The sequence below is a fragment of the Limnobacter sp. 130 genome (genome assembly GCF_902506325.1).
Taxonomy (GTDB): Bacteria; Pseudomonadota; Gammaproteobacteria; order Burkholderiales; family Burkholderiaceae_B; genus Limnobacter.
The window spans coordinates 52,688-76,297 of the sequence record NZ_LR732333.1 but is presented as its reverse complement, the minus strand read 5'-3'; the positions used below and the strand labels follow the sequence as shown (position 1 = coordinate 76,297).

At 50.3% G+C, this 23,610-nt stretch carries 27 protein-coding genes and 1 pseudogene; 14 read left to right on the top strand and 14 right to left on the bottom strand.

Going from position 1 to position 23,610, the window contains the following annotated elements; translation table 11 throughout:
• From FRIGORI9N_RS14365 to FRIGORI9N_RS14350, 4 genes are all read right to left on the bottom strand, one after another.
• Complete coding sequence (locus tag FRIGORI9N_RS14365) at nt 1-579, bottom strand: hypothetical protein (protein ID WP_159572574.1); 579 nt, start codon at nt 577-579, stop codon at nt 1-3.
• Entirely contained in the window at nt 576-1,823 is a 1,248-nt protein-coding gene (locus FRIGORI9N_RS14360; protein WP_159572572.1) for a TolC family protein, read from the bottom strand. Before FRIGORI9N_RS14360 ends, FRIGORI9N_RS14365 begins: the two co-directional genes overlap by 4 nt.
• An 85-nt stretch (nt 1,824-1,908) precedes the next feature.
• On the bottom strand, nt 1,909-2,235 hold the full coding sequence (locus FRIGORI9N_RS14355) for a hypothetical protein (protein WP_159572570.1): 327 nt from the start codon (nt 2,233-2,235) through the stop codon (nt 1,909-1,911).
• 40 nt (nt 2,236-2,275) lie between these two features.
• Complete coding sequence (locus FRIGORI9N_RS14350) at nt 2,276-2,899, bottom strand: cation transporter (protein ID WP_159572568.1); 624 nt, start codon at nt 2,897-2,899, stop codon at nt 2,276-2,278.
• 78 nt (nt 2,900-2,977) lie between these two features.
• Between FRIGORI9N_RS14350 and FRIGORI9N_RS14345 the strand changes: the two genes are divergently transcribed.
• Nucleotides 2,978-3,370: a MerR family transcriptional regulator gene (locus FRIGORI9N_RS14345; protein WP_008249297.1), complete on the top strand. Its 393-nt coding sequence runs from the start codon at nt 2,978-2,980 to the stop codon at nt 3,368-3,370.
• A 293-nt stretch (nt 3,371-3,663) separates the two neighbouring features.
• On the opposite strand, the gene FRIGORI9N_RS14340 is transcribed toward FRIGORI9N_RS14345, so the two are convergent.
• Nucleotides 3,664-4,050 carry a MerR family DNA-binding protein gene (locus FRIGORI9N_RS14340; RefSeq protein WP_236550914.1) on the bottom strand — a complete coding sequence of 129 codons (387 nt, stop codon included), beginning with the start codon at nt 4,048-4,050 and terminating at the stop codon, nt 3,664-3,666.
• 28 nt (nt 4,051-4,078) lie between these two features.
• Between FRIGORI9N_RS14340 and FRIGORI9N_RS14335 the strand changes: the two genes are divergently transcribed.
• Nucleotides 4,079-4,636: a hypothetical protein gene (locus tag FRIGORI9N_RS14335; RefSeq protein WP_350109397.1), complete on the top strand. Its 558-nt coding sequence runs from the start codon at nt 4,079-4,081 to the stop codon at nt 4,634-4,636.
• Here the strand turns inward: FRIGORI9N_RS14335 and FRIGORI9N_RS14330 are convergent.
• Nucleotides 4,633-4,842 (bottom strand): annotated as a pseudogene (locus FRIGORI9N_RS14330) (transposase domain-containing protein); the annotation flags it as partial. The gene FRIGORI9N_RS14335 and the pseudogene FRIGORI9N_RS14330 sit on opposite strands and share 4 nt — an antisense overlap.
• Before the next feature lie 178 nt (nt 4,843-5,020).
• On the opposite strand from FRIGORI9N_RS14330, the gene FRIGORI9N_RS14325 reads away from it, so the two are divergent.
• Nucleotides 5,021-5,950: a tyrosine-type recombinase/integrase gene (locus tag FRIGORI9N_RS14325; protein ID WP_159572560.1), complete on the top strand. Its 930-nt coding sequence runs from the start codon at nt 5,021-5,023 to the stop codon at nt 5,948-5,950.
• Here FRIGORI9N_RS14325 and FRIGORI9N_RS14320 read toward each other — a convergent pair.
• Nucleotides 5,925-6,566 carry a DDE-type integrase/transposase/recombinase gene (locus FRIGORI9N_RS14320; protein WP_159572558.1) on the bottom strand — a complete coding sequence of 214 codons (642 nt, stop codon included), beginning with the start codon at nt 6,564-6,566 and terminating at the stop codon, nt 5,925-5,927. The two genes, FRIGORI9N_RS14325 and FRIGORI9N_RS14320, sit on opposite strands and share 26 nt — an antisense overlap.
• Nucleotides 6,563-6,880: a transposase gene (locus FRIGORI9N_RS14315; RefSeq protein ID WP_159572556.1), complete on the bottom strand. Its 318-nt coding sequence runs from the start codon at nt 6,878-6,880 to the stop codon at nt 6,563-6,565. The genes FRIGORI9N_RS14320 and FRIGORI9N_RS14315 overlap by 4 nt, the downstream gene beginning before the upstream one ends.
• A 2-nt stretch (nt 6,881-6,882) precedes the next feature.
• Between FRIGORI9N_RS14315 and FRIGORI9N_RS14310 the strand changes: the two genes are divergently transcribed.
• Complete coding sequence (locus FRIGORI9N_RS14310) at nt 6,883-7,125, top strand: hypothetical protein (protein ID WP_159572554.1); 243 nt, start codon at nt 6,883-6,885, stop codon at nt 7,123-7,125.
• Nucleotides 7,126-7,247: 122 nt separating this feature from the next.
• Here FRIGORI9N_RS14310 and FRIGORI9N_RS14305 read toward each other — a convergent pair whose 3' ends face one another.
• Nucleotides 7,248-8,582, bottom strand: coding sequence for an ATP-binding protein (locus FRIGORI9N_RS14305; RefSeq protein ID WP_159572552.1), 1,335 nt, complete (start codon nt 8,580-8,582; stop codon nt 7,248-7,250).
• A 2-nt stretch (nt 8,583-8,584) separates the two neighbouring features.
• On the bottom strand, nt 8,585-9,280 hold the full coding sequence (locus tag FRIGORI9N_RS14300) for a heavy metal response regulator transcription factor (protein WP_105029761.1): 696 nt from the start codon (nt 9,278-9,280) through the stop codon (nt 8,585-8,587).
• Nucleotides 9,281-9,447: 167 nt separating this feature from the next.
• Here FRIGORI9N_RS14300 and FRIGORI9N_RS14295 point away from each other — a divergent pair, with 167 nt between their 5' ends.
• From FRIGORI9N_RS14295 to FRIGORI9N_RS14255, 9 genes are all read left to right on the top strand, one after another.
• Complete coding sequence (locus FRIGORI9N_RS14295) at nt 9,448-9,777, top strand: hypothetical protein (protein ID WP_159572550.1); 330 nt, start codon at nt 9,448-9,450, stop codon at nt 9,775-9,777.
• A gap of 64 nt (nt 9,778-9,841) precedes the next feature.
• On the top strand, nt 9,842-10,222 hold the full coding sequence (locus tag FRIGORI9N_RS14290; RefSeq protein ID WP_159572548.1) for a hypothetical protein: 381 nt from the start codon (nt 9,842-9,844) through the stop codon (nt 10,220-10,222).
• A gap of 53 nt (nt 10,223-10,275) precedes the next feature.
• A complete protein-coding gene (locus FRIGORI9N_RS14285) occupies nt 10,276-10,605 on the top strand; it encodes a hypothetical protein (RefSeq protein ID WP_159572546.1) in 330 nt (109 codons plus the stop codon).
• Nucleotides 10,602-12,017, top strand: a complete 1,416-nt coding sequence (locus tag FRIGORI9N_RS14280; RefSeq protein WP_159572544.1) for a TolC family protein — start codon at nt 10,602-10,604, stop codon at nt 12,015-12,017. The genes FRIGORI9N_RS14285 and FRIGORI9N_RS14280 overlap by 4 nt, the downstream gene beginning before the upstream one ends.
• Nucleotides 12,018-12,036: 19 nt before the next feature.
• Complete coding sequence (locus FRIGORI9N_RS14275; protein WP_040512439.1) at nt 12,037-13,452, top strand: multicopper oxidase family protein; 1,416 nt, start codon at nt 12,037-12,039, stop codon at nt 13,450-13,452.
• A 10-nt stretch (nt 13,453-13,462) separates the two neighbouring features.
• Complete coding sequence (locus tag FRIGORI9N_RS14270) at nt 13,463-13,990, top strand: cupredoxin domain-containing protein (RefSeq protein WP_008249213.1); 528 nt, start codon at nt 13,463-13,465, stop codon at nt 13,988-13,990.
• Nucleotides 13,987-14,517, top strand: coding sequence for a DUF411 domain-containing protein (locus FRIGORI9N_RS14265; protein ID WP_159572542.1), 531 nt, complete (start codon nt 13,987-13,989; stop codon nt 14,515-14,517). Before FRIGORI9N_RS14270 ends, FRIGORI9N_RS14265 begins: the two co-directional genes overlap by 4 nt.
• A gap of 40 nt (nt 14,518-14,557) precedes the next feature.
• Nucleotides 14,558-14,920, top strand: a complete 363-nt coding sequence (locus tag FRIGORI9N_RS14260; protein ID WP_236550913.1) for a copper-binding protein — start codon at nt 14,558-14,560, stop codon at nt 14,918-14,920.
• 15 nt (nt 14,921-14,935) lie between these two features.
• Nucleotides 14,936-15,928: a patatin-like phospholipase family protein gene (locus FRIGORI9N_RS14255; RefSeq protein WP_159572540.1), complete on the top strand. Its 993-nt coding sequence runs from the start codon at nt 14,936-14,938 to the stop codon at nt 15,926-15,928.
• Between the two features lie 55 nt (nt 15,929-15,983).
• Here FRIGORI9N_RS14255 and FRIGORI9N_RS14250 read toward each other — a convergent pair whose 3' ends face one another.
• Complete coding sequence (locus FRIGORI9N_RS14250; protein WP_159572538.1) at nt 15,984-16,292, bottom strand: hypothetical protein; 309 nt, start codon at nt 16,290-16,292, stop codon at nt 15,984-15,986.
• A gap of 217 nt (nt 16,293-16,509) precedes the next feature.
• Nucleotides 16,510-16,860 (bottom strand): hypothetical protein, encoded by a 351-nt coding sequence (locus tag FRIGORI9N_RS14245; RefSeq protein WP_159572536.1) that lies wholly within the window; start codon nt 16,858-16,860, stop codon nt 16,510-16,512.
• A 71-nt stretch (nt 16,861-16,931) separates the two neighbouring features.
• Between FRIGORI9N_RS14245 and FRIGORI9N_RS14240 the strand changes: the two genes are divergently transcribed.
• A complete protein-coding gene (locus tag FRIGORI9N_RS14240) occupies nt 16,932-18,398 on the top strand; it encodes an IS5 family transposase (protein WP_236550912.1) in 1,467 nt (488 codons plus the stop codon).
• Nucleotides 18,399-19,145: 747 nt separating this feature from the next.
• Here FRIGORI9N_RS14240 and FRIGORI9N_RS14235 read toward each other — a convergent pair.
• Entirely contained in the window at nt 19,146-20,345 is a 1,200-nt protein-coding gene (locus FRIGORI9N_RS14235) for a ribonucleotide-diphosphate reductase subunit beta (protein WP_159572534.1), read from the bottom strand.
• A 129-nt stretch (nt 20,346-20,474) separates the two neighbouring features.
• The gene (locus tag FRIGORI9N_RS14230; RefSeq protein ID WP_159572532.1) at nt 20,475-23,399 is read right to left on the bottom strand and encodes a ribonucleoside-diphosphate reductase subunit alpha; all 2,925 of its coding nucleotides are present in this window, start codon (nt 23,397-23,399) and stop codon (nt 20,475-20,477) included.
• Nucleotides 23,400-23,610: the final 211 nt, after the last annotated feature.

Sequence of the window (23,610 nt, the reverse complement as noted above, 5' to 3'; positions counted from 1 at the left end):
TTATTTGCCTCCCTTTGATTTCAGACGAACATACCCAAACACAATCAAAGCGAGAATCAATAAACCACCCACTCCATACAAGACTATTTTCGAAAGACGTGACTGCACTTCTTCAACACTATCGAGATCATCGTGGTGACCAACAATCAGATCCCCAGCCAAAAGATCAATGTCTTCGCCTGCGGATACAGTCATGCTGACAGCCACTGTCCCATCCTCGATTCCCTCGGGTAACTGCGCATCAAATTCGCCTTCACTGTGCAACTCAACTGGCACTTGCTGACCGTTCAGTTCCAATTCCACCTTGGCGTTTTGCACGGGTGCATTGGTGGCTGCATGATCAATGTAAATTTCAAGCATGCGGCCTTTCAAAATGCCAACCGCTTCGAACAATTCCGATTCCATGACCACGCGGGGCGACGCTTCACCAACTCCAAGCGGTGCTTCATCGCCATGATCGTGACCAGGGCCTGCATAAGCTGTCGTGGAGAAGATGAGCGAGCCGGCAAGCACTGCGGCTGACAATACATTGGTTAAAAATTTGCTCTGTTTCATTACGTTGATCTCAATATTGGTCATGGTAGAAGTCCCAGGGCCTGTTTGTAGGCAGAAACTTTTGCGGCATATTCAATGGCAGATTTCCGGGCCAGTTTGTCGGCCTCAAAGGCCTTTTGCTCGGCAATCAACAAAGTGGGCAAATCGGTTTCACCCAAATCGAATGACTTTTTGTACAACTGGAAGGTTTTTGCGGCCAGCTTGGCCTGCTCTTGGGCTGACACCCTGATTTGCGCGAACAGGTCCAAGTTGCTCTCGGCGGCACGGCCAACAACAACTATTTGCCGCTGGGTTTTTGTCAGTACCGCTTCGGCGGCAATGCTTTCACTTTCTGCCTGCAACACCCGGCTTTGGTATTCCGACGAGTTACCCAAAGGAATTCGCGTGGAAACCACCAAAGACTTCTCGCTGGCCGAGGTGAATGCGCCACGGTCGCTGATGATGGCCAAACCCACCTCAGGATTCGCCCGCGCTTGGGTTTGCACCAAATCGCTTTGTTGTTGCTGGGCCAACACCTTAAGCTGCGCCAGTTTGATCGCGGGATGATCCAGCGGTTTCAGCCCATTGGGAATGTCGGTGCTCTCGGTTTGAATCTGTGAAAGCACTGAAACAGGCAAACCGATGGTGGCCGCGTAATCTGCACTCACATCACTTAAAGCGCTTTGAGTTCGAGCAAATTCTGCTCGGGTCTGTTCATACAGGGCAGAAGCCTGATAAAAATCGGTTTGGGCCAAATCACCAGCCTTCACCCGCTTTTCAACATCCACCATCAACTCTTTCGCAGATTTAAGTCGCGCCTGCGCAATTTCAGCATCAAGGTTCGCTGCCAAAGTATTCCAAATCGTTTGACGTACAAGACCAGCGAGCTCAAGTTTTTTCTGTTCAAGTTGCAACTGCACCAACTCAATTTCGGTGTCTCGCAATGATTGGGTACGCGCCCGCTCATTCCAGTTCCAGATGGGTGCTGACACACCCAGCTCGATTTCTCGCAAGCCCTGGTTGTTGTAGTTCCGATCCGATCGATACGACCCTTCCAGTGAAAGTGGTTGGGCAGTCAAGGCGCTGGCCGCACTCCTTCTCGCTTTGAATGCTTCAATGCGCTTCAGTGCCGACTGCACTTCAGGATCAATGCTCAAGGCCGATTCAAAGGCATCTTGAACAGTCACTGGGGTTTCCACAGGCATGGCTTGCTGAGTAAACGCAGGCAGAGCAGCGCTTAAGAACAATAAAGCCAGGCAAGTGGACACCACACGATGTGGTGAATACATAGGTAAATTCTCCAAACAAAACAGATGAACTGCCCTTTTTAGCCTGCACAAGCAGGTACCAAGGGGCGGTTAATTCAGGTTTTGTTCAGACCCACTTCGGGCGTTCTATGCGGTTTGACGAGAAAGATTGAAAGCCGTTGAACTCTTCGGGTGCTTGGTCCAAGGCATTGGGAAGTGTGGTGAAAGTCAACAAACTGGGCAGCACGCTCACACTGTGGGCGTGGCAATGGTGGTGATCACCATCACAGGTTTGGTCTTGCTGCTTGTTATTGTCTGGTTCGTGATATGCGGCGTGGTGATCATGCCCATCGTGGGTATGAAGCACTGCCTCAATCGCAGATTCATGTTCTACGCCGTGTCCGTTATAGGTTTCCACCGCTGCAAGCGCTGCTTGAAGCGGTAGTACCAACATAAGAAGGACAAGGAAAAATTTTTTCATGAGCGTAAGAGTATCACACACTGGTTTGGTTCAATTCGCGCCATGCTTGAGTGATGATGGTTCTAGCTGCGGTAATACCCAAAGTGGCCATCAACACCGCTACCGCCAAATCAGGCCATGCACTGCCGGTCCAGGCAACCAAGCCGGCGGCTGCAACCACGGCTACGTTTCCAATGGCATCGTTGCGGCTGCAAAGCCACACTGATTGCATGTTCGAGTCGCCTTCACGCCATTTGTAAAGCATCAAAGCTACAGCTACATTGGCAACGAGTGCCAACACCGCTACCACGCCCATGGTCAAAGGTTCAGGAACTTGCCCTGTCCAAAGGCGATACGCCGTGTAGGCCAAAACGCCTACCCCGAAAATTCCGAGTGTTGCACCTTTAACAAGGGCCGCTTTGGCACGAATCGACAGCGCCATGCCCAACACAAAAAGGGAAACAGCGTAGTTCGCTGCGTCGCCAAAAAAATCAAGTGAATCCGCTAACAGGGAGACAGAGCCCGCTTTCAAACCTGAAGCCACCTCAACGATGAACATACCCAAATTCACAACCAGAGCAACCCATAACACTTTTTTATAGGTTGGTGAAACTGATTGGGCCGGCTGATGGTCGTGACATGTTGAACAACCTGGCATCTTGATCTCCTCGTGAAATTGCAATACATTCATTAAAAACCCTAAAGTAGCTTTAGAGTCAACCCCGAGGAGAAATTGATGAAAATCGGTGAGTTAAGCGAGAAGTTGGGAATAACGGTGGAGGCAATACGCTATTACGAGAAGGAAGGCCTGCTTTGTGCACCAGACCGAACCGCCTCCAACTACCGGGTTTACGGCGAGCATCATCTCGAAGATCTAGCATTTGTGGTGTTTTGTCGCGGTATCGACATTTCATTGGATGAAATACGCTCTTTACTGAAACTCAAACATTCACCCCGTGAGTCATGCGAGCCAATTAACGAGGCTATTGACGACAAATTGATTGAGATCGACAAAAGGATCAGCAGACTTCAAGCACTTCGGAGCGAATTGCAACGTTTGCGTGCCAAATGCTTGGGTCACAACACAATAGCCCAATGCGAAATCATAAAAACATCGTTAATAATTTAGTTAGGTATCGAACGTTCAATTAGAGAAGTGCAGATAAACGCACTAGTCGCTTTTTACTAGGCTCAACGCCACGTGAGAACAAAAATCGACCACTGTCTGTCTCTGCGTACAAAGCTGGAAACAAATTTAATATCAACCTTGTCTTACCATTCAAGATGGTCATTAGCATCAATCTAGCTTGCGTTGGCTGATGGCTTCGTCATTGTCACCTAATCCAGTAGGTCTATAAATTCGCGGCAAACTTTACACAAATCGACGCAGTATAGGTAACCCTTTAGGCCTGCATGATGGAATTAATCTTCACCCACCAATGCGTCAATAATGGGGCAACTGGTCGAGTCGTCTGCTGCATTGCACCGAGCCACAAGCTGCAACAATGTATCTTGCATTTTAGTCAGGTCGCGGATTCTCTCGCTAACAGATTTCAGCTTGCTTTCGGCCAGATCTTGGGTTTCGCGGCAGGAACTAGCGTTGCTCAAAACCAGCAGTTCAGACACCTCTGCCAAAGTAAAACCCAATAACTGGGCGCGTTTGATAAAGCGGATCCGCTTAACGTCGCCGACACCATATTTACGAATACCGTGCAGGGGCTTGGCAGGCTGTGCCAACATGCCCACGCGTTGGTAGTAGCGAACCGTTGTAAGCCCCCAGCAAACCCGTCTTGACTTGGATTTGGACATTCCGTTTCGCATTGCTTAAACTGCCGGCATGTTTGTTCCTGTCCAGGCCCACCATCCAATGCTTTATTTAAAGTGCACCGCTGAGATTCAGAAGGTTTTGAAACTGTCCAAGGCATCTCTGGTTGAGGCTGAACCCTCCTCCGCACCGCTGGGCAATTGGTACATCAACCGATTCAAGGTTGGGCGGCACAATTGCTTTGTCTTCATGAGCGAGAACACCTATCTGTCGTTCATCATGTACCAGGGCAAGAAACCGGTGACAGCCAAGACTTTGCCCAACATGATGCTGACCGGTATCGCTCAACTTTTGGAGATGCGAGGCTATTCAGATGCCGCCATCGACACCGCACTAACTCCTTATCACTCTGGCTTGTTTGCCAAGACGGACAGTCGAAGTGTACTGGGTGTGCTCAATGATTTGGTTTTTTGTTACCGCGCAATGATCGAGGTGGGCGGTGGTCTACAGTCCTGCAACTTGACTGACATCATTCTGAATATCAACACCATGCCTCAACGAACTTTGCAGTGGCCTCACGCTTGGGATGCAGTAGAGGCCAATCTAGGCAATCCAGAGACCAAGCATTAACTTTCGATTGATGCCGACGCAGGTTTCCAGTTGTGCGGCAGCAACTCGTTGATCCTGCTGTACGGCTGCGTGGGCAGTCGATCCATCACGTCCTTGAGATACACCAGCGGGTTCAGTCCATTGAGCCTAGCCGATTGAACCAGGCTCATGATGGCTGCGTTGCGTTGGCCCGAGCGCAGGCTTCCGGCAAACAACCAGTTCTTGCGATTATGAGAAGATTTGCATAATCGTAATTATGCAAACTGCGTTTTTATGTGAATCTATCTATCGAAGTCAAAGGGGCGAACTTACACAGCAAGCGACTTCGAGTTTTTTTTACGGAGGCTAGACTTCACATAAGAATAGGAATCTCCTGTAGTGGCAACCCCACTTCAGGAGATTCCAATGGATTTGTGCAATTCGCTTCACCCTGTACCTAGCGCTTGGCTTGGCGAAAGCGACCTAGCAACATTTGTCCCAGCCTATGTGCAACGCTTGGTTAGCCGACGATATGCTGTCGCCACTGTTCGTGTGTATGTGCACTGCGTAGCGCATTTTGCGCACTGGACACATCACTGCCGATTGTTCGCTGAAGATATTACCGACGACGTAGTCCAATGCTTCCTTGATAAGCACCTGCCTATCTGCAAATGTTCCACTCCCGTACAACGCAGCCGGCATCAGGTTCGTGCGGCACTGCGCCAATTGCTAAGTACTCTGGTGGATCAGGGAGTTCTATCAAACGACACAAGTCACGACAGGGTTGAAACCCAGCTTGCACAGTTCAATATTTACATGAAGGATGCCCGAGGCTTGGCTGAGAGTACGAGAACGCGACGCTTGAGTGTCATCCGCTCATTACTGCGTATGCGATTGGCAGTAGACGCTAACACTAACGAGATGGCGGTTCCAAGCGCCGACGAGCTAAGACAATTTATTTCGCGTGAACTCAAACGCATAAGCCCTGCCAGTGCGTCTTCACTTGCCGGTGCACTTCGTGGCTACCTACGATTCTTGGCAATAAGCGGTGCTCGTGTGGAACATTTGCTGCCTATCATCGCCTCACCGGCTTGTTGGAGATTGGCGTCTTTACCGCAAACTCTGTCGCAAAGTGAGATCGAGCAATTGTTGGAAGCTTTCCCACCGGAGATCCCATCGCACAGGCGTGGCTATGCAATGGTGCGCTGCCTGGTCGACCTGGGCCTGCGCGAATGTGAAGTTACCAATCTGGAACTGGATGACATTGATTGGCAGGCCGGTACATTACGCATAAACAAAGGTAAGGCTCACGGAATGCGAAGAACGTGGCTCAAAGGGGCATCTTGTAAGGTGTGATGAATTCCTGTTGCAAACCGTAACTGCGCACCAGTGCTGTGTAGCTTCTGGAGCAGAACACCAAGCCATTGTCCGAGCGCAGCAGGAAGGGTTTTGAGACCTTTCCAAGCACGCCAAAGCGGCTGATAAGGGCTTGCTCCAGCGCAGACTCTGCCGTGGCTGATTTACCGCTTCTGCTCAAGTGCCAACCAAGCAATTCTCGCGTGTGGCAATCAATCACCAACGCCAGGCTAGCCCAGCCGTCTTTGCCACACCAAACACGGCATAGGTCTGTGGCCCAACGTTCATCGGGCCGTTGCGCAACCGCAGGTAAAGCTTGTACACGCGGGCGAAAGCCAACGGGTCGCTTGCGTACCTGCCAGCTCATCAACTGAAACACGCGTTGCACGGTATTTTTGTTCATACCCAGCAAATACGCCACGGTGCGATAGCCAAAGGCTGGGTTCTCTTCAATCATGGCCTTGATGGGTTTGACATAAGCCTCGTTGACCTTGGGTGCTGCTTTGGTGGGCCTGTAATAGACCGTTCTGCGCGGCACTTCAAACCATCGGCACAACTTTTCGATACTCACCTTCAAACCGTCTTCAAGGAGTCCCTGCCGAATTTGGAGAATCATTTGTCGTCCTCCTCGCCCAGAAGGGACTGAAGCTTTTTTCTGGCACGCAACTCCAGCATGGCCTCCCCGTATGCTTCCTGAAGGTCCTTGATTTGCTTTTCATAGAGTTCTTTGACTTCAAAGGGCTTAGCCTTCAGAGCATTCTCCATGCCCCGTTTGGCCTCATCGACCCAGTTCTCGATGTCAGAGGGTGATAAATCAAATGTTCGGCTGGCCTCTGAGACAGTGGTCTTGCCCTGAATAATATCCATGACCAGGGCTGCTTTGCGCTTGGCTGTCCAGCGCTTGATGTCGTCGTTCATTTCTATGCTCATCTGTGATTTCTCCTTCATTATCACCTGAGCAGAATTTCACTGGGTCATTACAATCTGGTGATGCACTGCATGTGCTGCTGTGTGCGGCAGGCTTTAACCTGAAGTGGCTGATGAGGGCGATTGCCCTTTATTTACCCTTATTTGCGGTGATGGCTTGGATGAAAAACATCATGCAAACCGTGAAAAATGAGCAATCCAGCCGTTTCGGGCTGGATCAAGCGAGACTGGTAACAGTTGAAAACTGAATTTCGCAATACCGACGAATTATTCTCCTGTCCCGATTCCAGCGTGAGGTGATAAAAAGCGGCAACAAAACCTAAGTGCCATGAAAATGGATGAACAGCATCTTTTCGACAATATTATTTGCCTATCCTGATGCCGATTGTCGTTTCGTTTGAATCGAAAAGCCAATCACCGTTACTTGATTTTCGCTGCTTGCAAACACATCACCACCATGCAGTTTCGCAATTGCAGCCACAATGGCCAGGCCAAGTCCGTGATTGCTCCCAGTGTCACTTCGCCCCTCTTCAGCACGGAAAAAGGGTTCGAACAAACGATTCAATTTGAGTGGGTCAATTGTCGGGCCTTCATTCGAAACCTTGATCCACACCCTCTCTGCTTCTAAGGTAATGTGTACGGTAATTTCTGTGTTGGCCTGCGCATACCGAATTGCATTGGACAGCAAATTGCTCACTGCTCGTTTAATCAATTCGGTTTCAGCCTCCACCGTGGCATCGCTTTTAACTGTGATGCGAAGATCTCTGTCTTCGGCCAACTGTTCAAGGTACTCTGCGACTGATACCACCAACTGACGAAGACTTGGCACAGGTTGAAGTTGCAGTTTTCTGCCCTGGTTTGCATTGGCCAGAAACAGCATGCTGCGAATAATTCGTGCCATACGATCGAGTTCGTCGAGGTGATCACCGACAATTTTTTGAAGGTCCTCACCTTCAATCAGTTTGCGGCGTTGAAGCAGCTCATGGCTAATGGTCAAGCTCGACAGTGGTGTATTCAATTCATGTGCAACATTGCTGTTGAACAGTTTCAATTGCTCCCGGTTCTCGCGCAGTTGCCCCAGTAAGCGGTTGAATCCGTCGATGAAGGGTCGCAATTCAAGCGGGGCCTTGTGGTCGTCCAGCACAACATCAAGCGAGCGTGGCCCCAAATTGTGAATGCGTTCTGTCAGTCGATTGATAGGGCGCAAAACCAGGCGAATCAGTCGCATACTGATCAACACCGACACCAGAATCCACAACACGATGGACGATGCAAAAATTCCTGAAATGAAGTTCAGAAAACGTTCGTCATCTACGGTGCTTACTGCCAGTTCAACCCGTTTGGCTTGCAGTTGGGGAAGTTCGGTTTCAAACACTTGAGAGAATTCCCGAATAGATCCCTCTCCATTGAAGAACACCTCTGGCCCGAACATGCGATTGCCCCGGCTGTCAACAACTCGGGCTTGGGTTCGACCTTGCCCTCCCAACACTTCTTCCAGGCCATGTTTCACGTCTTCGGGTGAATACTCGGAAGTAGGTTTTAGTAAAAGGTGTTCAACTGCATGAAGCGCGCGGTTGGCGGTTTCTTCCTGTTGCTTGGCCTGCCAAAAGTGGATGCAGCAATACACAAGCACTGCGAGTAAAACCACGCCCAGTACACTGACGGAGCTGGTCAAACCGATGGTGGCTCTGGAAATTGATTTCACGGTCACTCCTTGCCCTGCGCCCGAATCTCGAGAACATACCCCATGCCCCGAATGGTATGAAGCAGCGGAATTTCGTAAGGGTCGTCCAGCTTGATCCTCAACCTGCGAATGGCCACATCGATCACATTGGTTTCGCTGTCAAAATGCATGTCCCAAATCAGTTCTGCAATTTCGGTGCGGCTAATCACTTCTCCTTTGCGGCGAAGCAGCAGCCACAGCAATGAAAATTCTTTGGCCGTTAGCCGCAAATCCTTGCCGCCGCGTTTGGCCGTGCGGCGCACCGCATCCAACTCCAGGTCCAGCAAGGTCAATACGGTGGTTTGGCTTTCTGCTGCAACTGTTGAAGTTCGGCGCCCCAGGGCGTGAAGCCTGGCCACCAGCTCGGCAAACGCAAAGGGTTTTACCAGGTAGTCATCTGCACCGGCCTTCAGGCCGCTCACCCTGTCTTCAACCATGGCGCGGGCGGTAAGCATCAGTACCGGAATACTTTTGGATTGGCGTAACGCACTTAATACGGCCAAACCATCAATGTCGGGCAACATGCCATCAAGAATGATCACGTCGTAAAGGCCTTGGGTGGCCAAATGCAAACCGTCAATCCCGTTGCGTGCCAAATCGACAACGAAACCTTCCTCGGTCAATCCTTTCTTTAGGTAATCGGCCAGCCGCAGGTCGTCTTCGATCAAAAGCAGTTTCATCGACTTTTTTTGGTTGTTATGCAGGTGCCCAGTATAACCACCCCGAATTTGGTGAAGATTACATATTTGTAATGTACCGGGAAGGTAGCTGACAGGTGCCCCTGACTAGACTAAGGGCATGGGTCTAGAAAAACAACCCTCCAATTCGAATCAATCAGGAGATCATCATGAAAAATATTAAAATTGCCGCTGTTCTGATTACCACCTTCGCCATTACTGCACCTTCATTGGTCCTTGCAGATGCTGCCTTCCACCCCGGCAAAGGCGATGCGGTGTATGAACCCCATCTGGGATACAAAGATCCAGCGAAATCTGCGTCACACGCCAGCAAGGGATTTCGCGGCTACAGCGCAAACATTATTGGTTCTGAAGCCAGCGGTGATGGGACCACACACGGTGATTGGGGCAACTCTAGGTCTGGAAAAACCCGCCAAGAGGTGTTGCGTGAATTGCAAAGCCAAACTGTAGAAGAGCGTCGTTTGGCTAATTCGAACTAAAGGCAAGGTTTGACATCTGCGAAAGCGATGTTATTCTTTTGAACAATCACCAGACCGCACAACCATGACCAAAGTGATCAAATCACTGTTGATGTTTGTAATCGCCGCCTCTGTTATTTTTCAGGGTACGGCGTTTGCGGTCATGGTCGGATGTCATACCGGTTCCTTCAAGCAAACCTCGGATGAGTCGGATCCTTCATCACTTTCGTCCGAGCATTGCATCGAGCACATGTCAGACCAACCTGCCCACCATGCTGTTTCGGACGAACAAGAGTCCAATGAAAGGCCCTGTTGCAGTTGTGATGCCATTTACAAAGCCAAGCTCGACCTTCCAGTTGTTCAAGTTGGTTTGATCCAATCCAACCTTCTCATCTCCGTTCCTTTCTCTTCAATCCTGCCCAGTACCGACCTGGCGCTGCCTTACCGACCGCCCATCCTGGCCTAAGCCAATCCTGAATTTCGTTTAATGATTTCAATTCATTTGGTGGAGGTACGTGTATGCGTACGGTTATGCAGTTGTTGTTAGCGGGTTCAATTCTCGCAGCAAGCACAGGATTTGCAAACGCCCAGTCGGAAGGTTTGCAGATTGAATATCAATCAGCTTTTGAGAACTATTCAACATGGAAGCCCAAAGAAGGCGACCGTGATTGGGTGGGGGCCAATCAGAATGTAGAGAAAATTGGTGGCTGGCAATATTACGCCCGTGAGCCTTACCTGAAAAATGGTGAAGACCAGCAACCCATGCAGGATGGCGGCATGGGACATGACATGGGCAAAATGAAAAAGCCCATGAGCCCCGGCGAAGCTCACCAAGGGGGGCACCGATGAGAACTTTGAAATACACAGCAATTGCTTTAGCGATTGCAGGCTTGACCGGCTGCGCCACAGTGAACATGGATCAGTCCATGGCCAACCTGAATGAAACCACTGCGTCGATGACCGAAAAGAAAGTGGTTCTTGCTCTGAACGATGAGCAGCGCAATCAGTTGCGCGCGCAAGCAGATGAGTTGTTGAAAACCCCGCTCGGATTAAATTCCACAGTGGAGCTAATGTTGGTGAACAGCCCTGAATTTCAGGCGCTGTTGGCTCGGGGTTACAGCGAGTCTGCATTGGCCGCCCAATCGGGTCGAATCCCCAATCCAATTTTCAATTTTGAACGAATTACCGTTGGAGATGAACTTGAAATTGGGCGATTGTTCAGTTTTGGCCTGTTGGATTTAATCACTCTTCCTTGGCGTCAACAGGCTGCAACTTTTCGAATTGAGCGAGCTCAACTGCAGTTGGCTGGTGATGTGATTGGGCAAGTGGCTCAAGCGCGCTCAGCTTGGGTTGATGCGGTGGTCGCCCTGCAAAAACAGCAATATGCGGAGCAAGTATTCGAGAATGCTCAAGCCAGTGCCGAATTGGCCAAACGCATGGAAGAAGTGGGTAACTTCACGATTATTCAACGTATTCGTCAGCAAATGTTTTATTCCGATGCCGCGCTTGGCTTGGCCATGGCACGTCAAGAGGCTACATCTACCCGGGAAAAGCTGGTTCGCGTACTCGGGTTGGATGCACAGCAATTTGAGGAGCTAAAACTTCCAGATCGCTTGCCAGACCTACCCGCCATGGTGAAAAAGCCTGAAGAAGTTTCAAAACAGGCCACCTCGCGGCTGGATGTTCAAATGGCCAAACAAGCTTACGACGCGGCGCTGAAAGTGTCTGGTGCTGAAACCGTGAGCTCCTTTGTGGACATTGAGGCTGGGATTCGCCGCGATTCTGTATTTGACAGAGACTCTGGCTCCAAAACCAACCCAAAGGGATATGAACTGGACATTCGATTGCCGCTGTTCGATTGGGGTGGCTTGCGGCGTGACGCGTTTTCTGCTGAGTTACTGGCCAAGGCCAACACGCTTGAGGCTGTCATGAGGAATGTTGATTCAAACCTGCGGGAAAGTTACACCAATTACCGCACAGCTTATGACATTGCCAAGCACTATCAAACTGAGGTGGTTCCAATGCTCGATACCTTGGCCGAGCAAAACACACTGCGTTACAACGGCATGTTGATTGGTACTTTCGAGCTACTTGCCGACAGTCGCAATCAGGTGCGTTCCATCGAGTCATCCATTGACGCATCAGCGAACTTTCTGCGAGCTCAACTGGCCTTGGATGCTGCATTGATGGGCAGTCCAAGCAATGTAAAGCTTTCCATGGGCACCCAAAGTCCAGCGGCTGAAGCCGCTGCTGGTCATTAAAAGATTTGGAGTAAGAGCAATGAATTCCAGAAGAGATTTTTTCAAGTTTGCCGGCATGGCCGGTGGCGCAGTGGCGGCAGCCAGTGTCAGCAAAGTGGCCATGGCCGCGCTGCCCGAGCCCGTCATTCAAACCTCGCCGGACACCATGGACCCTTTGACCCCAAACACAGGGCGGCCTTACAACCCGGTTGTTACCCTGAATGGCTGGACCTTGCCTTGGCGCATGAACAATGGCGTGAAGGAGTTCCACCTTGTGGCGGAACCCGTGGTGCGTGAGATGGCACCAGGTATGGTCGCTCACCTTTGGGGCTACAACGGACAAAGCCCAGGCCCCACCATTGAAGTGGTGGAAGGTGATCGCGTGCGTATTTTTGTGACGAACAAACTACCCGAGCACACCAGCGTGCACTGGCATGGCCAGCGCCTGCCCAATGGCATGGACGGTGTTGCAGGCCTGAACCAGCCGGCCATTCCTTCCGGCAAAACCTTTGTGTATGAGTTCGAGGCCAAGCGTCCCGGTACCTTCATGTACCACCCGCATGCCGATGAGATGGTGCAAATGGCCATGGGCATGATGGGTTTTTGGGTGACTCACCCCAAAAACAAACATCCCTTGATTGATAACGTGGACCGAGATTTCTGTTTTCTGCTGAATGCCTACGACATTGATCCTGGTGCGTACACACCAAAGATCATGACGATGCTCGATTTTAATTTGTGGACGTGGAACAGCCGCGTGTTTCCCGGAATTTCGCCCTTGTGTGTTCGAAAAAACGACAAGGTTCGGATACGAATTGGTAACTTGACCATGACCAATCACCCCATTCATCTGCACGGCCATGAATTCGAGGTGAGCGGCACCGACGGCGGCCCAACACCCAAAGGAAGTCGTTGGCCCGAAGTGACTACCGACATCGCCGTTGGGCAAATGCGGCAGATTGATTTTCTGGCCAATGAGGAAGGCGACTGGGCCTTTCATTGCCACAAAAGCCACCACACGATGAACGCGATGGGACACGACCTTCCCACCATGATCGGCGTGGATCACCGGGGAATAACGAAAAAAGCCCGAGGGCTCGTTCCCGAATACATGGTGATGGGTGAACGGGGTATGGCCGATATGACTGAGATGACGATGCCGATTCCAGATAACACCATCCCCATGATGACAGGCGATGGCCCGTTTGGCTCAGTGGAAATGGGCGGCATGTTCAGTATGTTGAAAGTGCGCAAAGACCAAAAGCCTGGGGATTATTCAGACCCCGGTTGGTACAAACATCCTAGCAAAACCGTGGCTTTTGAATACGAAGGCCCAGACATGCCCAAGCCCGTAACATCCGACAAGGCGGGAAAGCCCGCCATGAAATCCAGTAATCGACCTCAGGAAACAATCGAGTTGAAGGTCAGAAAACCTCAAGGCCATTCCGGCCACTAAGGAGTCAACCATGAAAAAATCGTTCGCAAATCATTCTCTATCGCTGCTGCTTGGTGCTGGGCTTTTATTGCCCGTGGCCGTATTGGCGCACGGCACTCAAGAGCATAAAAAGGCAGATTCCAATGCACAGCCAGTTCTTGAGCAAACCGCTTGGGGCATTGCCGGCACTCCGACCAAGATAGACCGCACGGTCAAAGTCGTGATGTCCGACAACATGCGCTTTGAGCCATCCTCCTTGCAGTTTAAGGAAGGTGAAACAGTGAAGTTTATTGTCAAGAACGAAGGAAAGCTGATGCATGAGTTTGTTCTGGGGACAAAAGACAAGAACCTGGAGCATGCAGACTTAATGAAGAAGTTTCCAAACATGGAGCATGAAGAGCCCTATATGGCACATGTGGCTCCGGGCAAAACCACTGAGATGGTGTGGACTTTCAACCGAAGTGGCGAGTTTGAGTTTGCCTGCTTGATTGCAGGCCACTTTGATGCAGGTATGCGCGGACCACTGCGCGTAGCCAAATCCTCTGGAGCTGAAAAGTGAAGCGAATTGCTTTTGTTGGTATTGCAACTGCAATTTTGGCATTGGGTGTTTTTGCTGCCATCAAACCTGAGACTTTCTCAAATGTTGAGAAAGTCTCAGTGGCTGCACAAGAATCCGATGCCAATCAAGTTTTACCCATTCATGTACACAAAACAGCGACCTGCGGTTGCTGCGGCGAATGGATTAAACACTTGGAAAAATCGGGGTTTTCCGTGAAGTATTCGAATCACGAAGACCTAGACAGCATTAAGGCGCAGTTCGGTATCGAAAACAATTACCAATCCTGTCACACAGGAGTATCGGCGAATGGCTTTGTGTTTGAAGGCCATGTTCCAGCCAAGTACATAAGGGAATTTCTGAACGAAACACCCGAGGATTCACTTGGCCTGTCCGTTCCAGCGATGCCAGTTGGCTCTCCTGGCATGGAATATGGCAACAAATTCATGCCGTATCAGGTATTACTCCTGAAGAAGGATGGGAGCGCTTCTGTTTATGCGGAAGTGAAAACCTATCAAGATCAATTTTGAAAAAACACCCGACTTAACAAAAACTGAAAGGAAAAAAATCATGAAAACCCATTTAATCAAACTTGCTTCAATCGTTGCGCTGTCAATTTCGACTTCGGTCTTTGCCGGAGGAGATCACGGTTCCCATTCAAGTAAACCCACGGATCCAAAGTCCATGGAAGGCATGCAGATGAAGCAGTCCGAAACCATGGAAATGACGCAGGGCGAGGTGAAAAAAATTGATCCGAAGACTGGTAAGGTCACCTTGAAGCATGGCGAAATCAAGAACCTTCAAATGCCACCTATGACTATGGTTTTCTCGGCCAAAGAGGCGGCGCAACTGGAAGGCCTGAATAAGGGCGACAATGTTCTCTTTGCTGTGGATCAAAACATGAACATCACCCACATCGAGAAGAAACAGTAATCAGGAGAAGCACCATTGCAAAGTAAACCTGGATTTCCCAATGGATCGGTCATTGTTGGTAAATTGGGATTGATGTTGAGTTTGCTGGGTTCCGCAATGGTGCTTTGCGCCTGTCAAACAGTCGGAAATTTTGTTCATCCGGAAAGTCACAAACCAACGGTTACAGTAAAGAAGGAACCTTGGTTTAGCGCCGAGCGTGCTACCCGCACACAGAAAATGGAGGAGGGCTTTATTTTGGTTCTCTCCGGTGGAGGGGTTCGTGGCTTTGCCCACATCGGAGTTCTTAAAGCCCTGGAGGAATTGGGGCTTGAGCCCCGAATGGTGATTGGCACCAGTGCGGGTGCTGTCGTGGCTGCGTACTGGGGCTTGGGCTATACAGCCGATCAAATGATGCAACGTGCAGAATCACTAAATAACAGTGATCTGTTTGTACCCGTGTTACCGAATCTGGGACAGCCAGTTTTAAAGGGCGAGGCTGGAGTTTTTTCGGGTCAGTTTCTTGAACGGCAATTGCGCAGGGATTTCGGCATTCAAACATTTAAAGATCTCCCGAAACCAATTGCCATAGTGGCCACAGACCTTGAAACAGGTCGTCCCGTGGTCTTTAATGCAGGTGATGTCGCCCAGGCAGTGCGGGCATCTTCAACAATTCCAGGTATCTTCACGCCACCTTCCATTAATGGCCGTCTTTACATCGATGGTCAGGCCAGTTCTCCACTGCCGATAGTTCCGGCAAAACGCTTGAGTGATCTTCCAATTCTTGCCGTAGACGTGGTGTATCCCCCCGAGCTTGCTGAGGTCTCTACGCTTACCGATTTGATGTTTCAAACCTTTTTGATATCGAGTTTTAGAATCAAAGAACTGGAGATGTTACAGGCAACAATGATCATCGCCCCTCAGTTAACCAATGTTGGTCAACTGGGTTTGAATGATCGTCATTGGGTATTTAAAACAGGTTATTTGGAAGCCAAAGAAAAACTTCGGAAAGCTGAAAAACTGCTGAAGTGATTTGTTAATTATGCACGGGTTGGCGGCGAATTAACACCAACCCTTAACCCCTTCATTAGCTTGCATCGCCTTCTGTGAGATCAACGCTTTTGATCTCACTCAGTACCTCAATCCGTGACTTGGACGATTCGAATTCGTGTAGCAACACTGTCGAATCTCCGGCCAGAGGGTTGAACTGATCTGCTTTTACCGCTTGTTGATACTCTTTTAGCACCGTTGCTTGGGTGGCCAATTTGCCTTGGCTGATCAGTGCCACATGGTCGGTGCCATCACCGTGATCTGTAGGGCCGCTGGCCAAGGCAAAAGCTGGAAGCGTTGCGGAAATGGCAAACACTGTGGATGCGATCAATTGACGTGTTTTCATGGTAATTCTCCTTAAGTGTATCAGTTTGGGTTTTGCCTTTGCTTTCAATCAAGCGTTGGCATGACTCACACTTTACGCAGGGGCGAATGACCAGATCCTCTCAATTGAATTACAAATTTGTAATACACCAGAACACTAACCGGTAACCACAACCGGAACCAAATATGATCGCGTTGAAATAATGTCGCAAGCAAGATCGAATTAATCAAGGGAAAGATCATTTCCCAACTCTCAATATTGATGAATATCCGATCAGGTTGGGATCCAACATGAAAGATCTCAGTACTTCTTTTAACGCATCTAACTGCCACTTCTCTGCCCATGGAGAGAGCACTATCTTTTCCAGGGCCTTGTTCAAATCAAACTGAACGAACTGAGGTTTGTCATCAAAACTTTCATGGGATTCGGTTAGTGCGATGCGAAATTCCTGCTCAGCGAAGTAACCTTGCTGCTTGTGAAACGTGAAGAAAAAGTTTTGCTCATCGGGGACTCTATCGAGGATGTAATTGATATATTTAGTCGGCCTTGCAAAATGTTCGAAACCCGCATGATTTCTGGTGTTTTGCATGTCTGAGTGGGTTGCGAATCCCCCAGAAAGTAAAATATGGGTATTAGAAATCTGAGGGATTTTGTCCCTTTATGTTGATGGCCACTGACGATTTTTTCCGCTCCCGTTTGGATCAGATGATTGACCTTCGTCACCCGTTGGCGGTGTTGTCGCAGAAGATGCCCTGGGATGGGTTGGAAGAGTCTTTGAGGCCGGTGTTTGAACATCGTGACCGTAAAGGTCGTCAGTTTTTCACAGACGACATGTTTGGCCAGAATCTACAGATAGCAGGTGCGGGGGTGAGCAACGCCGGACGCCCTCGGTTGCCAATCCGGTTGATGGTGTCATTGCTGTATTTGAAACACGCCTATGATGTCAGTGACCGGGAGTTGGTGGTGCGCTGGACCGAGAATGTGCAGTGGCAGTATTTCAGCGGCATGGAGTATTACCAGACCAAGTTTCCATGTGATCCGGCCCAGATCACCCGGTTTCGCCAAATGCTTGGAGAGGCTGGGGTTGAAGAGTTGTTCAAGGCGACCATTGATGCAGCGGTGAAGATGAAAGCCATTCGCCCAAGCGAGTTTGAACGAGTCATTGTCGACAGCACTGTGGTTGAGAAGGCAGAGGCCTATCCGACTGACAGCAGACTGTTGGAAATCGCCCGGTACCAATTGATCAAGAACGCCAAACACGTTGGAATCAAATTCAAGCAGACCTTTGCCATGGAAGGCAAACAACTGAAACGCAAAGCAGCCGGTTATGCCCATGCCAAGCAGTTCAGACGTCTGAGACGAACATTGAAACGTCAGCGAACCGTTGTGGGCATTGTGATTCGGGAAATACAGCGCAAGCTCAAGGTCCTGAATCTGGAAAGCTCAGCGGCACTGGAAAGAATGAACACCTTGCTTGAACGAGCGCAGCGCCTTGTTGATCAGAAACCGAAAGACAAGAACAAGCTGTACGCTTTACATGCCCCTGAAGTAGAGTGCATTGGAAAGGGCAAAGCAAGACAGCCCTATGAGTTTGGAGTTAAAGCCGGATTTGCAGTGACTCACAAGAGGGGTTTGATTGTTGGTGCGAGAACATTTCCTGGCAACCCTTTCGATGGTCACACGCTGGCAGAACAACTAGAACAAGCCAGGATTCTCACCGAAGAGCACAACACACCGATCAAGCAGGTGTACGTGGATTTGGGTTACCGTGGGGTGGATTATGCAAATCCAGATGTGGAAATCATCCACCGAGGCAAATACAAATCGATGATCAAAGCGGACAGAAAGAGACTGAGACGCAGGCAGGCCATTGAACCGACGATCGGGCACTTGAAAGCGGATCACGGAATGCGAAGAACGTGGCTCAAAGGGGCATCTGGTGATGCACTGCATGTGGTGCTGTGTGCGGCAGGCTTTAACCTGAAGTGGCTGATGAGGGCGATTGCCCTTTATTTACCCTTATTTGCGGTGATGGCTTGGATGAAAAACATCATGCAAACCGTGAAAAATGAGCAATCCAGCCGTTTCGGGCTGGATCAAGCGAGACTGGTAACAGTTGAAAACTGAATTTCGCAATACCGACTAAATAGGTCCCCGGCAGAGCGCGGGGACCTATTTCCTCAATTACCTCTTACTATTTGGCGTTTTGCTTACTTGAACCCAAGTACTATTGGGGCCAGACGTAGGCGGCAATGGTTTATTGTCTGCCACCGTCGCATAGTTTGGTCTTGGACCTCCTCGTGGCCCGTGCTCTTGATAAATACCACCACCATTGCCAGTGCTTTGACCTGGTTTGCCAATTACTTTTTTCATCTTTACATTCCTTATAAAAAAGATGAATTAAGTCCGAAGCTACAAAACCCTTGACGTATCAACCCTGCTCGTAAGAACATTAGCGTTGACTTGTACGGTCAAAGTGACAGACGACTTCGGAGAGAGGTTTGTCTGTCAAAGGCTGGTTGAGGGTTGCCGCCCTCCTCCGGCCTTTTTCATGTCTATCAATCCCACCTTTTCCGGTGGAAATCACAATTTTCTGAATTCAATAAAAAAGCCCAAGGTTCTTTCGAACAATGGGCCTCACTCAGCTTACTGGGACTTTTAGGGCTTTCACCTGTTTGATGAAAACCCGAGTTTCAAAACAATTCCAACAAATCGAAACTTTTATCATTAAGCTCGCTGATCTAACTTGACTTGGGAAGGGGTGCTTCGGTTTTCACTCCTGCACCCCGATCCGAAATGCTGACTCAGTTCACTCTTAGCTGAAAACAGTTCAGTTTTAAGCTGTTAAGTTCACTTTTTAACTGTGAGTGTGGATTAATCCCAGCTCAACGCACCACCGGTTTGGTACTCAGTCACACGGCGCTCGAAGAAGTTGGTTTCTTTCTTCAAGTCCATCATTTCGCTCATCCATGGGAATGGGTTGTTTGCGCCTTCGTACAAGGTGCCCAAGCCAATCTGGTTGGAACGACGGTTACAAATAAACTTCATGTATTCCATAAACTGGGCAGAATTCAGGCCCAACACGCCGCGTGGCATGGTGTCTACGGCGTAGGCGTGTTCAAGTTCAACAGCCTTGCGGAACATGGCCTTGATTTCTTCCTTGAATTCCGGAGTCCACAGGTGTGGGTTTTCCAGTTTCACGGTGTTGATCAAGTCGATACCGAATGTGCAGTGTGCCGATTCGTCGCGCAAAATGTACTGGAACTGCTCAGCAGCACCAATCATCTTGTTCTGGCGGCCCAGCGCCAGAATTTGCACAAAGCCCACGTAGAAGAACATGCCTTCCATCACGCATGCAAAAGCGATCAGGCTTTTCAGCAATGTTTGGTCTGCTTCCAGCGTGCCGGTTTTAAATGAAGGATCGGTCAACACATCAATGAAAGGCAGCAGAAAATCGTCTTTCGCCTTGATGCAGGAAATCTCGTTGTAAGCGTTGAAGGTTTCAGCTTCTGGAATACCCAGGCTTTCAACGATGTACTGGTAAGCGTGGGTGTGAATGGCTTCATCAAACGCTTGGCGCAGCAAGAACTGGCGGCACTCGGGCGCTGTAATGTGGCGGTAGGTACCCAGCACAATGTTGTTGGCAGCCAGTGAATCGGCTGTTACAAAAAAGCCCAGGTTGCGCTTCACAATAAGGCGCTCGTCTTCGGTCAAACCATTGGGGTCTTTCCAAAGCGCAATGTCGCGGTCCATGTTGATTTCTTGCGGCATCCAGTGGTTGGCGCACTGGCTCAGGTACTTTTCCCAAGCCCACTTGTACTTGAACGGCACCAACTGGTTCACATCGGTTGTGCCGTTGATCACGCGCTTGTCGGCTGCGTTCACGCGGCCTGCTTTTGCACCTTCAGCTGCGGGTTGTTGCACAGGGCGTGCAGCTTGCTGGTACAAGCCTTGGCTTGCTGGCGCTGCGAAACCGGAAGCCACAGAACCCATGGCTGGCGCAACAGACACAGCAGGCTTGGCTGCTGCTGTTTTGCCCATGGCTGAATCAAATTCATCGTCCCAAGACAGCATATTTTCTAACTCCTTAACCAATACACTGTATGAAGTCACAGTGCCATTATGTTCATTTTTATGGTGTTGGGCAAGTCTTGGTAACCTGCCCAACTCGCTGGTCTAAATTATTGGCCTTTTATTGGCAACTTATTGGCACGCTTCGCATTCGTCGAAACCTGCATCGCCAGGGCGCATGGTGCACACTTTGCCTTCAATTTCCTGCTCGGGCAGGTTGGGCACCAAACCAGTGGCTGGGGCCGACGTAAACGCTGCAGATGCACCACCTTCGGCATTCACTGAATTCAGCTCACCGCCTGCCAAGGTTGATTTCTCGGCGTGCGTGGCACCAATGGTGCGTAGGTAATACGTGGTTTTCAAACCGCGCAACCAAGCCAACTTGTACGTGTCGTCCAAACGCTTGCCGCTTACGCCAGCCATGTAAATGTTCAAGCTTTGGCCTTGATCAATCCACTTCTGGCGACGGGCTGCGGCTTCAACCAACCAGCGTGGGTCCATCTCGAAAGCGGTTGCATACAGGCGCTTCAGGTCTTCCGGAATGCGGTCGATCTTCATCACTGAGCCGTCAAAATATTTCAGGTCAGAAATCATCACTTCGTCCCAAATGCCCAAGCGCTTCAAATCGCGCACCAGGTGTTCGTTCACGATGGTGAATTCACCGGAGAGATTCGACTTCACATACAGGTTCTGGAATGTGGGCTCAATGGAAGCCGCCACACCAATAATGTTCGAAATGGTGGCAGTGGGCGCAATGGCCACGCAGTTGGAGTTGCGCATGCCGTGCTGTTTGATGCGAGCACGCAGTGCATCCCAATCCATGCGGCTGCTTGTATCCACTTCCACATAACCGCCACGCTCTTCTTCCAGCAGCTTCAGTGAATCCAAAGGCATGATGCCCTTGTCCCACAACGAACCCTTGAAGGTGCTGTAGGCACCACGTTCGGCAGCCAACTCAGTCGAAGCTTCGTAAGCGTAGTAGCAAATGGCTTCCATGCTTTCATCGGCAAATTCAACTGCGTCACGTGAAGCATAGGGTTTGCGCATCATGTGCAGCGCATCCTGGAAACCCATCATGCCCATGCCCACGGGGCGGTGGCGCAGGTTGGAATTACGCGCCTTGGCCACAGCGTAGTAGTTGATGTCGATCACGTTGTCCAGCATGCGCATGGCAACGCCCACAGTTTTCTGCAGCTTTTCGTGGTCCAGCACCAGCTCGCCGTTGTCGGCAGGCTTCAGGTGGCGGGTCAGGTTCACGGAACCCAAGTTACACACTGCAATTTCGTTCTCGTTGGTGTTCAGTGTAATTTCTGTACACAGGTTCGACGAGTGCACCACGCCCACGTGTTGCTGGGGGCTGCGAATGTTGCAAGGGTCTTTGAAAGTGATCCATGGGTGGCCGGTTTCAAACAACATGGAGAGAATTTTTCTCCACAGCTTGGCCGCTTCCACAGTCTTGAACAATTTCAAGTCGCCACGTGCAGCTTTTTCTTCGTAACCCACATAGGCTTTCTCGAAGGCTTTGCCGTACAGGTCGTGCAGATCAGGTGCGTCCGATGGGCTGAACAAGGTCCAGTTACCGCCTTCCATTACGCGCTTCATGAACAGGTCGGGAATCCAGTTCGCGGTGTTCATGTCGTGTGTGCGGCGGCGATCATCGCCCGTGTTCTTGCGCAGTTCCAGGAATTCTTCAATGTCCAGGTGCCAGGTTTCCAGGTAGGCACATACAGCGCCCTTGCGCTTGCCACCTTGGTTCACTGCCACTGCGGTGTCGTTCACCACTTTCAGGAATGGCACCACACCTTGTGACTTGCCATTGGTGCCCTTGATGTGGCTGCCCAAGGCGCGCACGGGTGTCCAGTCGTTGCCCAAGCCGCCAGCGAACTTGGAAAGCAATGCGTTTTCCTTGATGCCTTCATAGATGTCGTCCAGGTCGTCACCAATGGTGGTGAGGTAGCAGGAAGACAACTGCGAGCGAATGGTGCCGCTGTTAAACAGAGTTGGAGTCGAACTCATGAAGTCGAATGTCGACAGCACTTCATAAAACTCGATGGCACGTGCTTCACGATCTACTTCGTTCAGAGCCAAGCCCATGGCCACGCGCATGTAAAACGCCTGTGGCATTTCAATGCGGGTGCCTTCCACGTGCAGGAAGTAACGGTCGTACAGGGTTTGCAGGCCAAGGTAATCGAACTGCAAGTCGCGTTCGTACTTCAGGGCTGCGCCCAGTTTCTTCATGTCGAACTGGGCCAGGCGGTTGTCCAGCAAGCCGGCAGCAATACCCTTCTTGATGAATTGCGGGAAGTACTCGGGGTACACCTGCGCCATTTCGTCTTGCGCAATTTCGCGGCCAATAATTTCACGGCGAATCGTGTGCAGCAACAGGCGGGAAGTGACCAATGTGTAGCTGGGTTCGTTCTCGATCATGGCGCGAGAGGCCAAAATCGCAGACTTGAACACTTCGTCGATTTTCACGCCGTCGTACAAATTCTTCAGGGTTTCTTTCTGAAGGTGTGCAACGTCAATTTCATTCAGGCCAACCGCAGCGCTTTCAATCAACGCTTTCAGCGCTTCAACATCGAGTGGGCGCTTCATGTCGCCATCGATCACGTTCAGCGCATGCTGCTCGGCTTGTTCAACTTGCTTGGCTGCACGTTCCTGTGTACGGCGCTCGCGGTACAACACGTAGGCGCGGGCCACTTCGGCTTCGCCTGAACGCATCAGGGCCAGTTCAACCTGATCCTGAATGTCTTCAATGTGGAAAATGCCACCAGAAGGCTGGCGACGCACCAGTGCGTTTACCACGCCGCTGGTCATCTGCTCAACCAGCTCGCGAATGCGGGCAGAGGCTGCGCCTTGGCCACCATTCACAGCCAAAAAGGCTTTTGTCATGGCCACAGCAATTTTGCTGGGCTCGAAACCAACCACGGCACCATTTCGGCGAATAATTTTGTAGTTTGCATACGCGCTGTCGACCACCGGCGCTGCGTTTGCAGGCTTGGCTGTAGACGTCGGCAAGTTTGTCGCCAAATCAGTGGATTCCTGGCTGGTTAGCATGCATCTTTCTCCTGGAATAATCTTTTCTTGAGGGTTTGTTTTTGTAGCGGAGGTAAAACCGGCAACCACTATATCTTGTGTTTTGTATGTGGCTTGGAACTAATTGTAGTGGTCGAAACACGATTTGGCAAACACTTTCTTATCCCCAACTTGTGCACAGAGTTATCCCCTGTGAACAACTTGTGGACAAGCTCTGGATAACTGCAGTGCA

Coding starts and splice junctions, on each gene's coding strand:
- FRIGORI9N_RS14285 (WP_159572546.1), top strand. CDS start 10,276: ATGCGTACGGTTATGCAGTTGTTGTTAGCGGGTTCAATTCTCGCAGCA.
- FRIGORI9N_RS14340 (WP_236550914.1), bottom strand. CDS start 4,050: ATGTCCAAATCCAAGTCAAGACGGGTTTGCTGGGGGCTTACAACGGTT.
- FRIGORI9N_RS14350 (WP_159572568.1), bottom strand. CDS start 2,899: ATGCCAGGTTGTTCAACATGTCACGACCATCAGCCGGCCCAATCAGTT.
- FRIGORI9N_RS14290 (WP_159572548.1), top strand. CDS start 9,842: ATGACCAAAGTGATCAAATCACTGTTGATGTTTGTAATCGCCGCCTCT.
- FRIGORI9N_RS14295 (WP_159572550.1), top strand. CDS start 9,448: ATGAAAAATATTAAAATTGCCGCTGTTCTGATTACCACCTTCGCCATT.
- FRIGORI9N_RS14355 (WP_159572570.1), bottom strand. CDS start 2,235: ATGTTGGTACTACCGCTTCAAGCAGCGCTTGCAGCGGTGGAAACCTAT.
- FRIGORI9N_RS14245 (WP_159572536.1), bottom strand. CDS start 16,860: ATGCAAAACACCAGAAATCATGCGGGTTTCGAACATTTTGCAAGGCCG.
- FRIGORI9N_RS14325 (WP_159572560.1), top strand. CDS start 5,021: ATGGATTTGTGCAATTCGCTTCACCCTGTACCTAGCGCTTGGCTTGGC.
- FRIGORI9N_RS14270 (WP_008249213.1), top strand. CDS start 13,463: ATGAAAAAATCGTTCGCAAATCATTCTCTATCGCTGCTGCTTGGTGCT.
- FRIGORI9N_RS14345 (WP_008249297.1), top strand. CDS start 2,978: ATGAAAATCGGTGAGTTAAGCGAGAAGTTGGGAATAACGGTGGAGGCA.
- FRIGORI9N_RS14240 (WP_236550912.1), top strand. CDS start 16,932: ATGTTGATGGCCACTGACGATTTTTTCCGCTCCCGTTTGGATCAGATG.
- FRIGORI9N_RS14250 (WP_159572538.1), bottom strand. CDS start 16,292: ATGAAAACACGTCAATTGATCGCATCCACAGTGTTTGCCATTTCCGCA.
- FRIGORI9N_RS14300 (WP_105029761.1), bottom strand. CDS start 9,280: ATGAAACTGCTTTTGATCGAAGACGACCTGCGGCTGGCCGATTACCTA.
- FRIGORI9N_RS14335 (WP_350109397.1), top strand. CDS start 4,079: ATGTTTGTTCCTGTCCAGGCCCACCATCCAATGCTTTATTTAAAGTGC.
- FRIGORI9N_RS14275 (WP_040512439.1), top strand. CDS start 12,037: ATGAATTCCAGAAGAGATTTTTTCAAGTTTGCCGGCATGGCCGGTGGC.
- FRIGORI9N_RS14280 (WP_159572544.1), top strand. CDS start 10,602: ATGAGAACTTTGAAATACACAGCAATTGCTTTAGCGATTGCAGGCTTG.
- FRIGORI9N_RS14230 (WP_159572532.1), bottom strand. CDS start 23,399: ATGCTAACCAGCCAGGAATCCACTGATTTGGCGACAAACTTGCCGACG.
- FRIGORI9N_RS14235 (WP_159572534.1), bottom strand. CDS start 20,345: ATGCTGTCTTGGGACGATGAATTTGATTCAGCCATGGGCAAAACAGCA.
- FRIGORI9N_RS14315 (WP_159572556.1), bottom strand. CDS start 6,880: ATGAGCATAGAAATGAACGACGACATCAAGCGCTGGACAGCCAAGCGC.
- FRIGORI9N_RS14360 (WP_159572572.1), bottom strand. CDS start 1,823: ATGTATTCACCACATCGTGTGGTGTCCACTTGCCTGGCTTTATTGTTC.
- FRIGORI9N_RS14260 (WP_236550913.1), top strand. CDS start 14,558: ATGAAAACCCATTTAATCAAACTTGCTTCAATCGTTGCGCTGTCAATT.
- FRIGORI9N_RS14320 (WP_159572558.1), bottom strand. CDS start 6,566: ATGATTCTCCAAATTCGGCAGGGACTCCTTGAAGACGGTTTGAAGGTG.
- FRIGORI9N_RS14365 (WP_159572574.1), bottom strand. CDS start 579: ATGACCAATATTGAGATCAACGTAATGAAACAGAGCAAATTTTTAACC.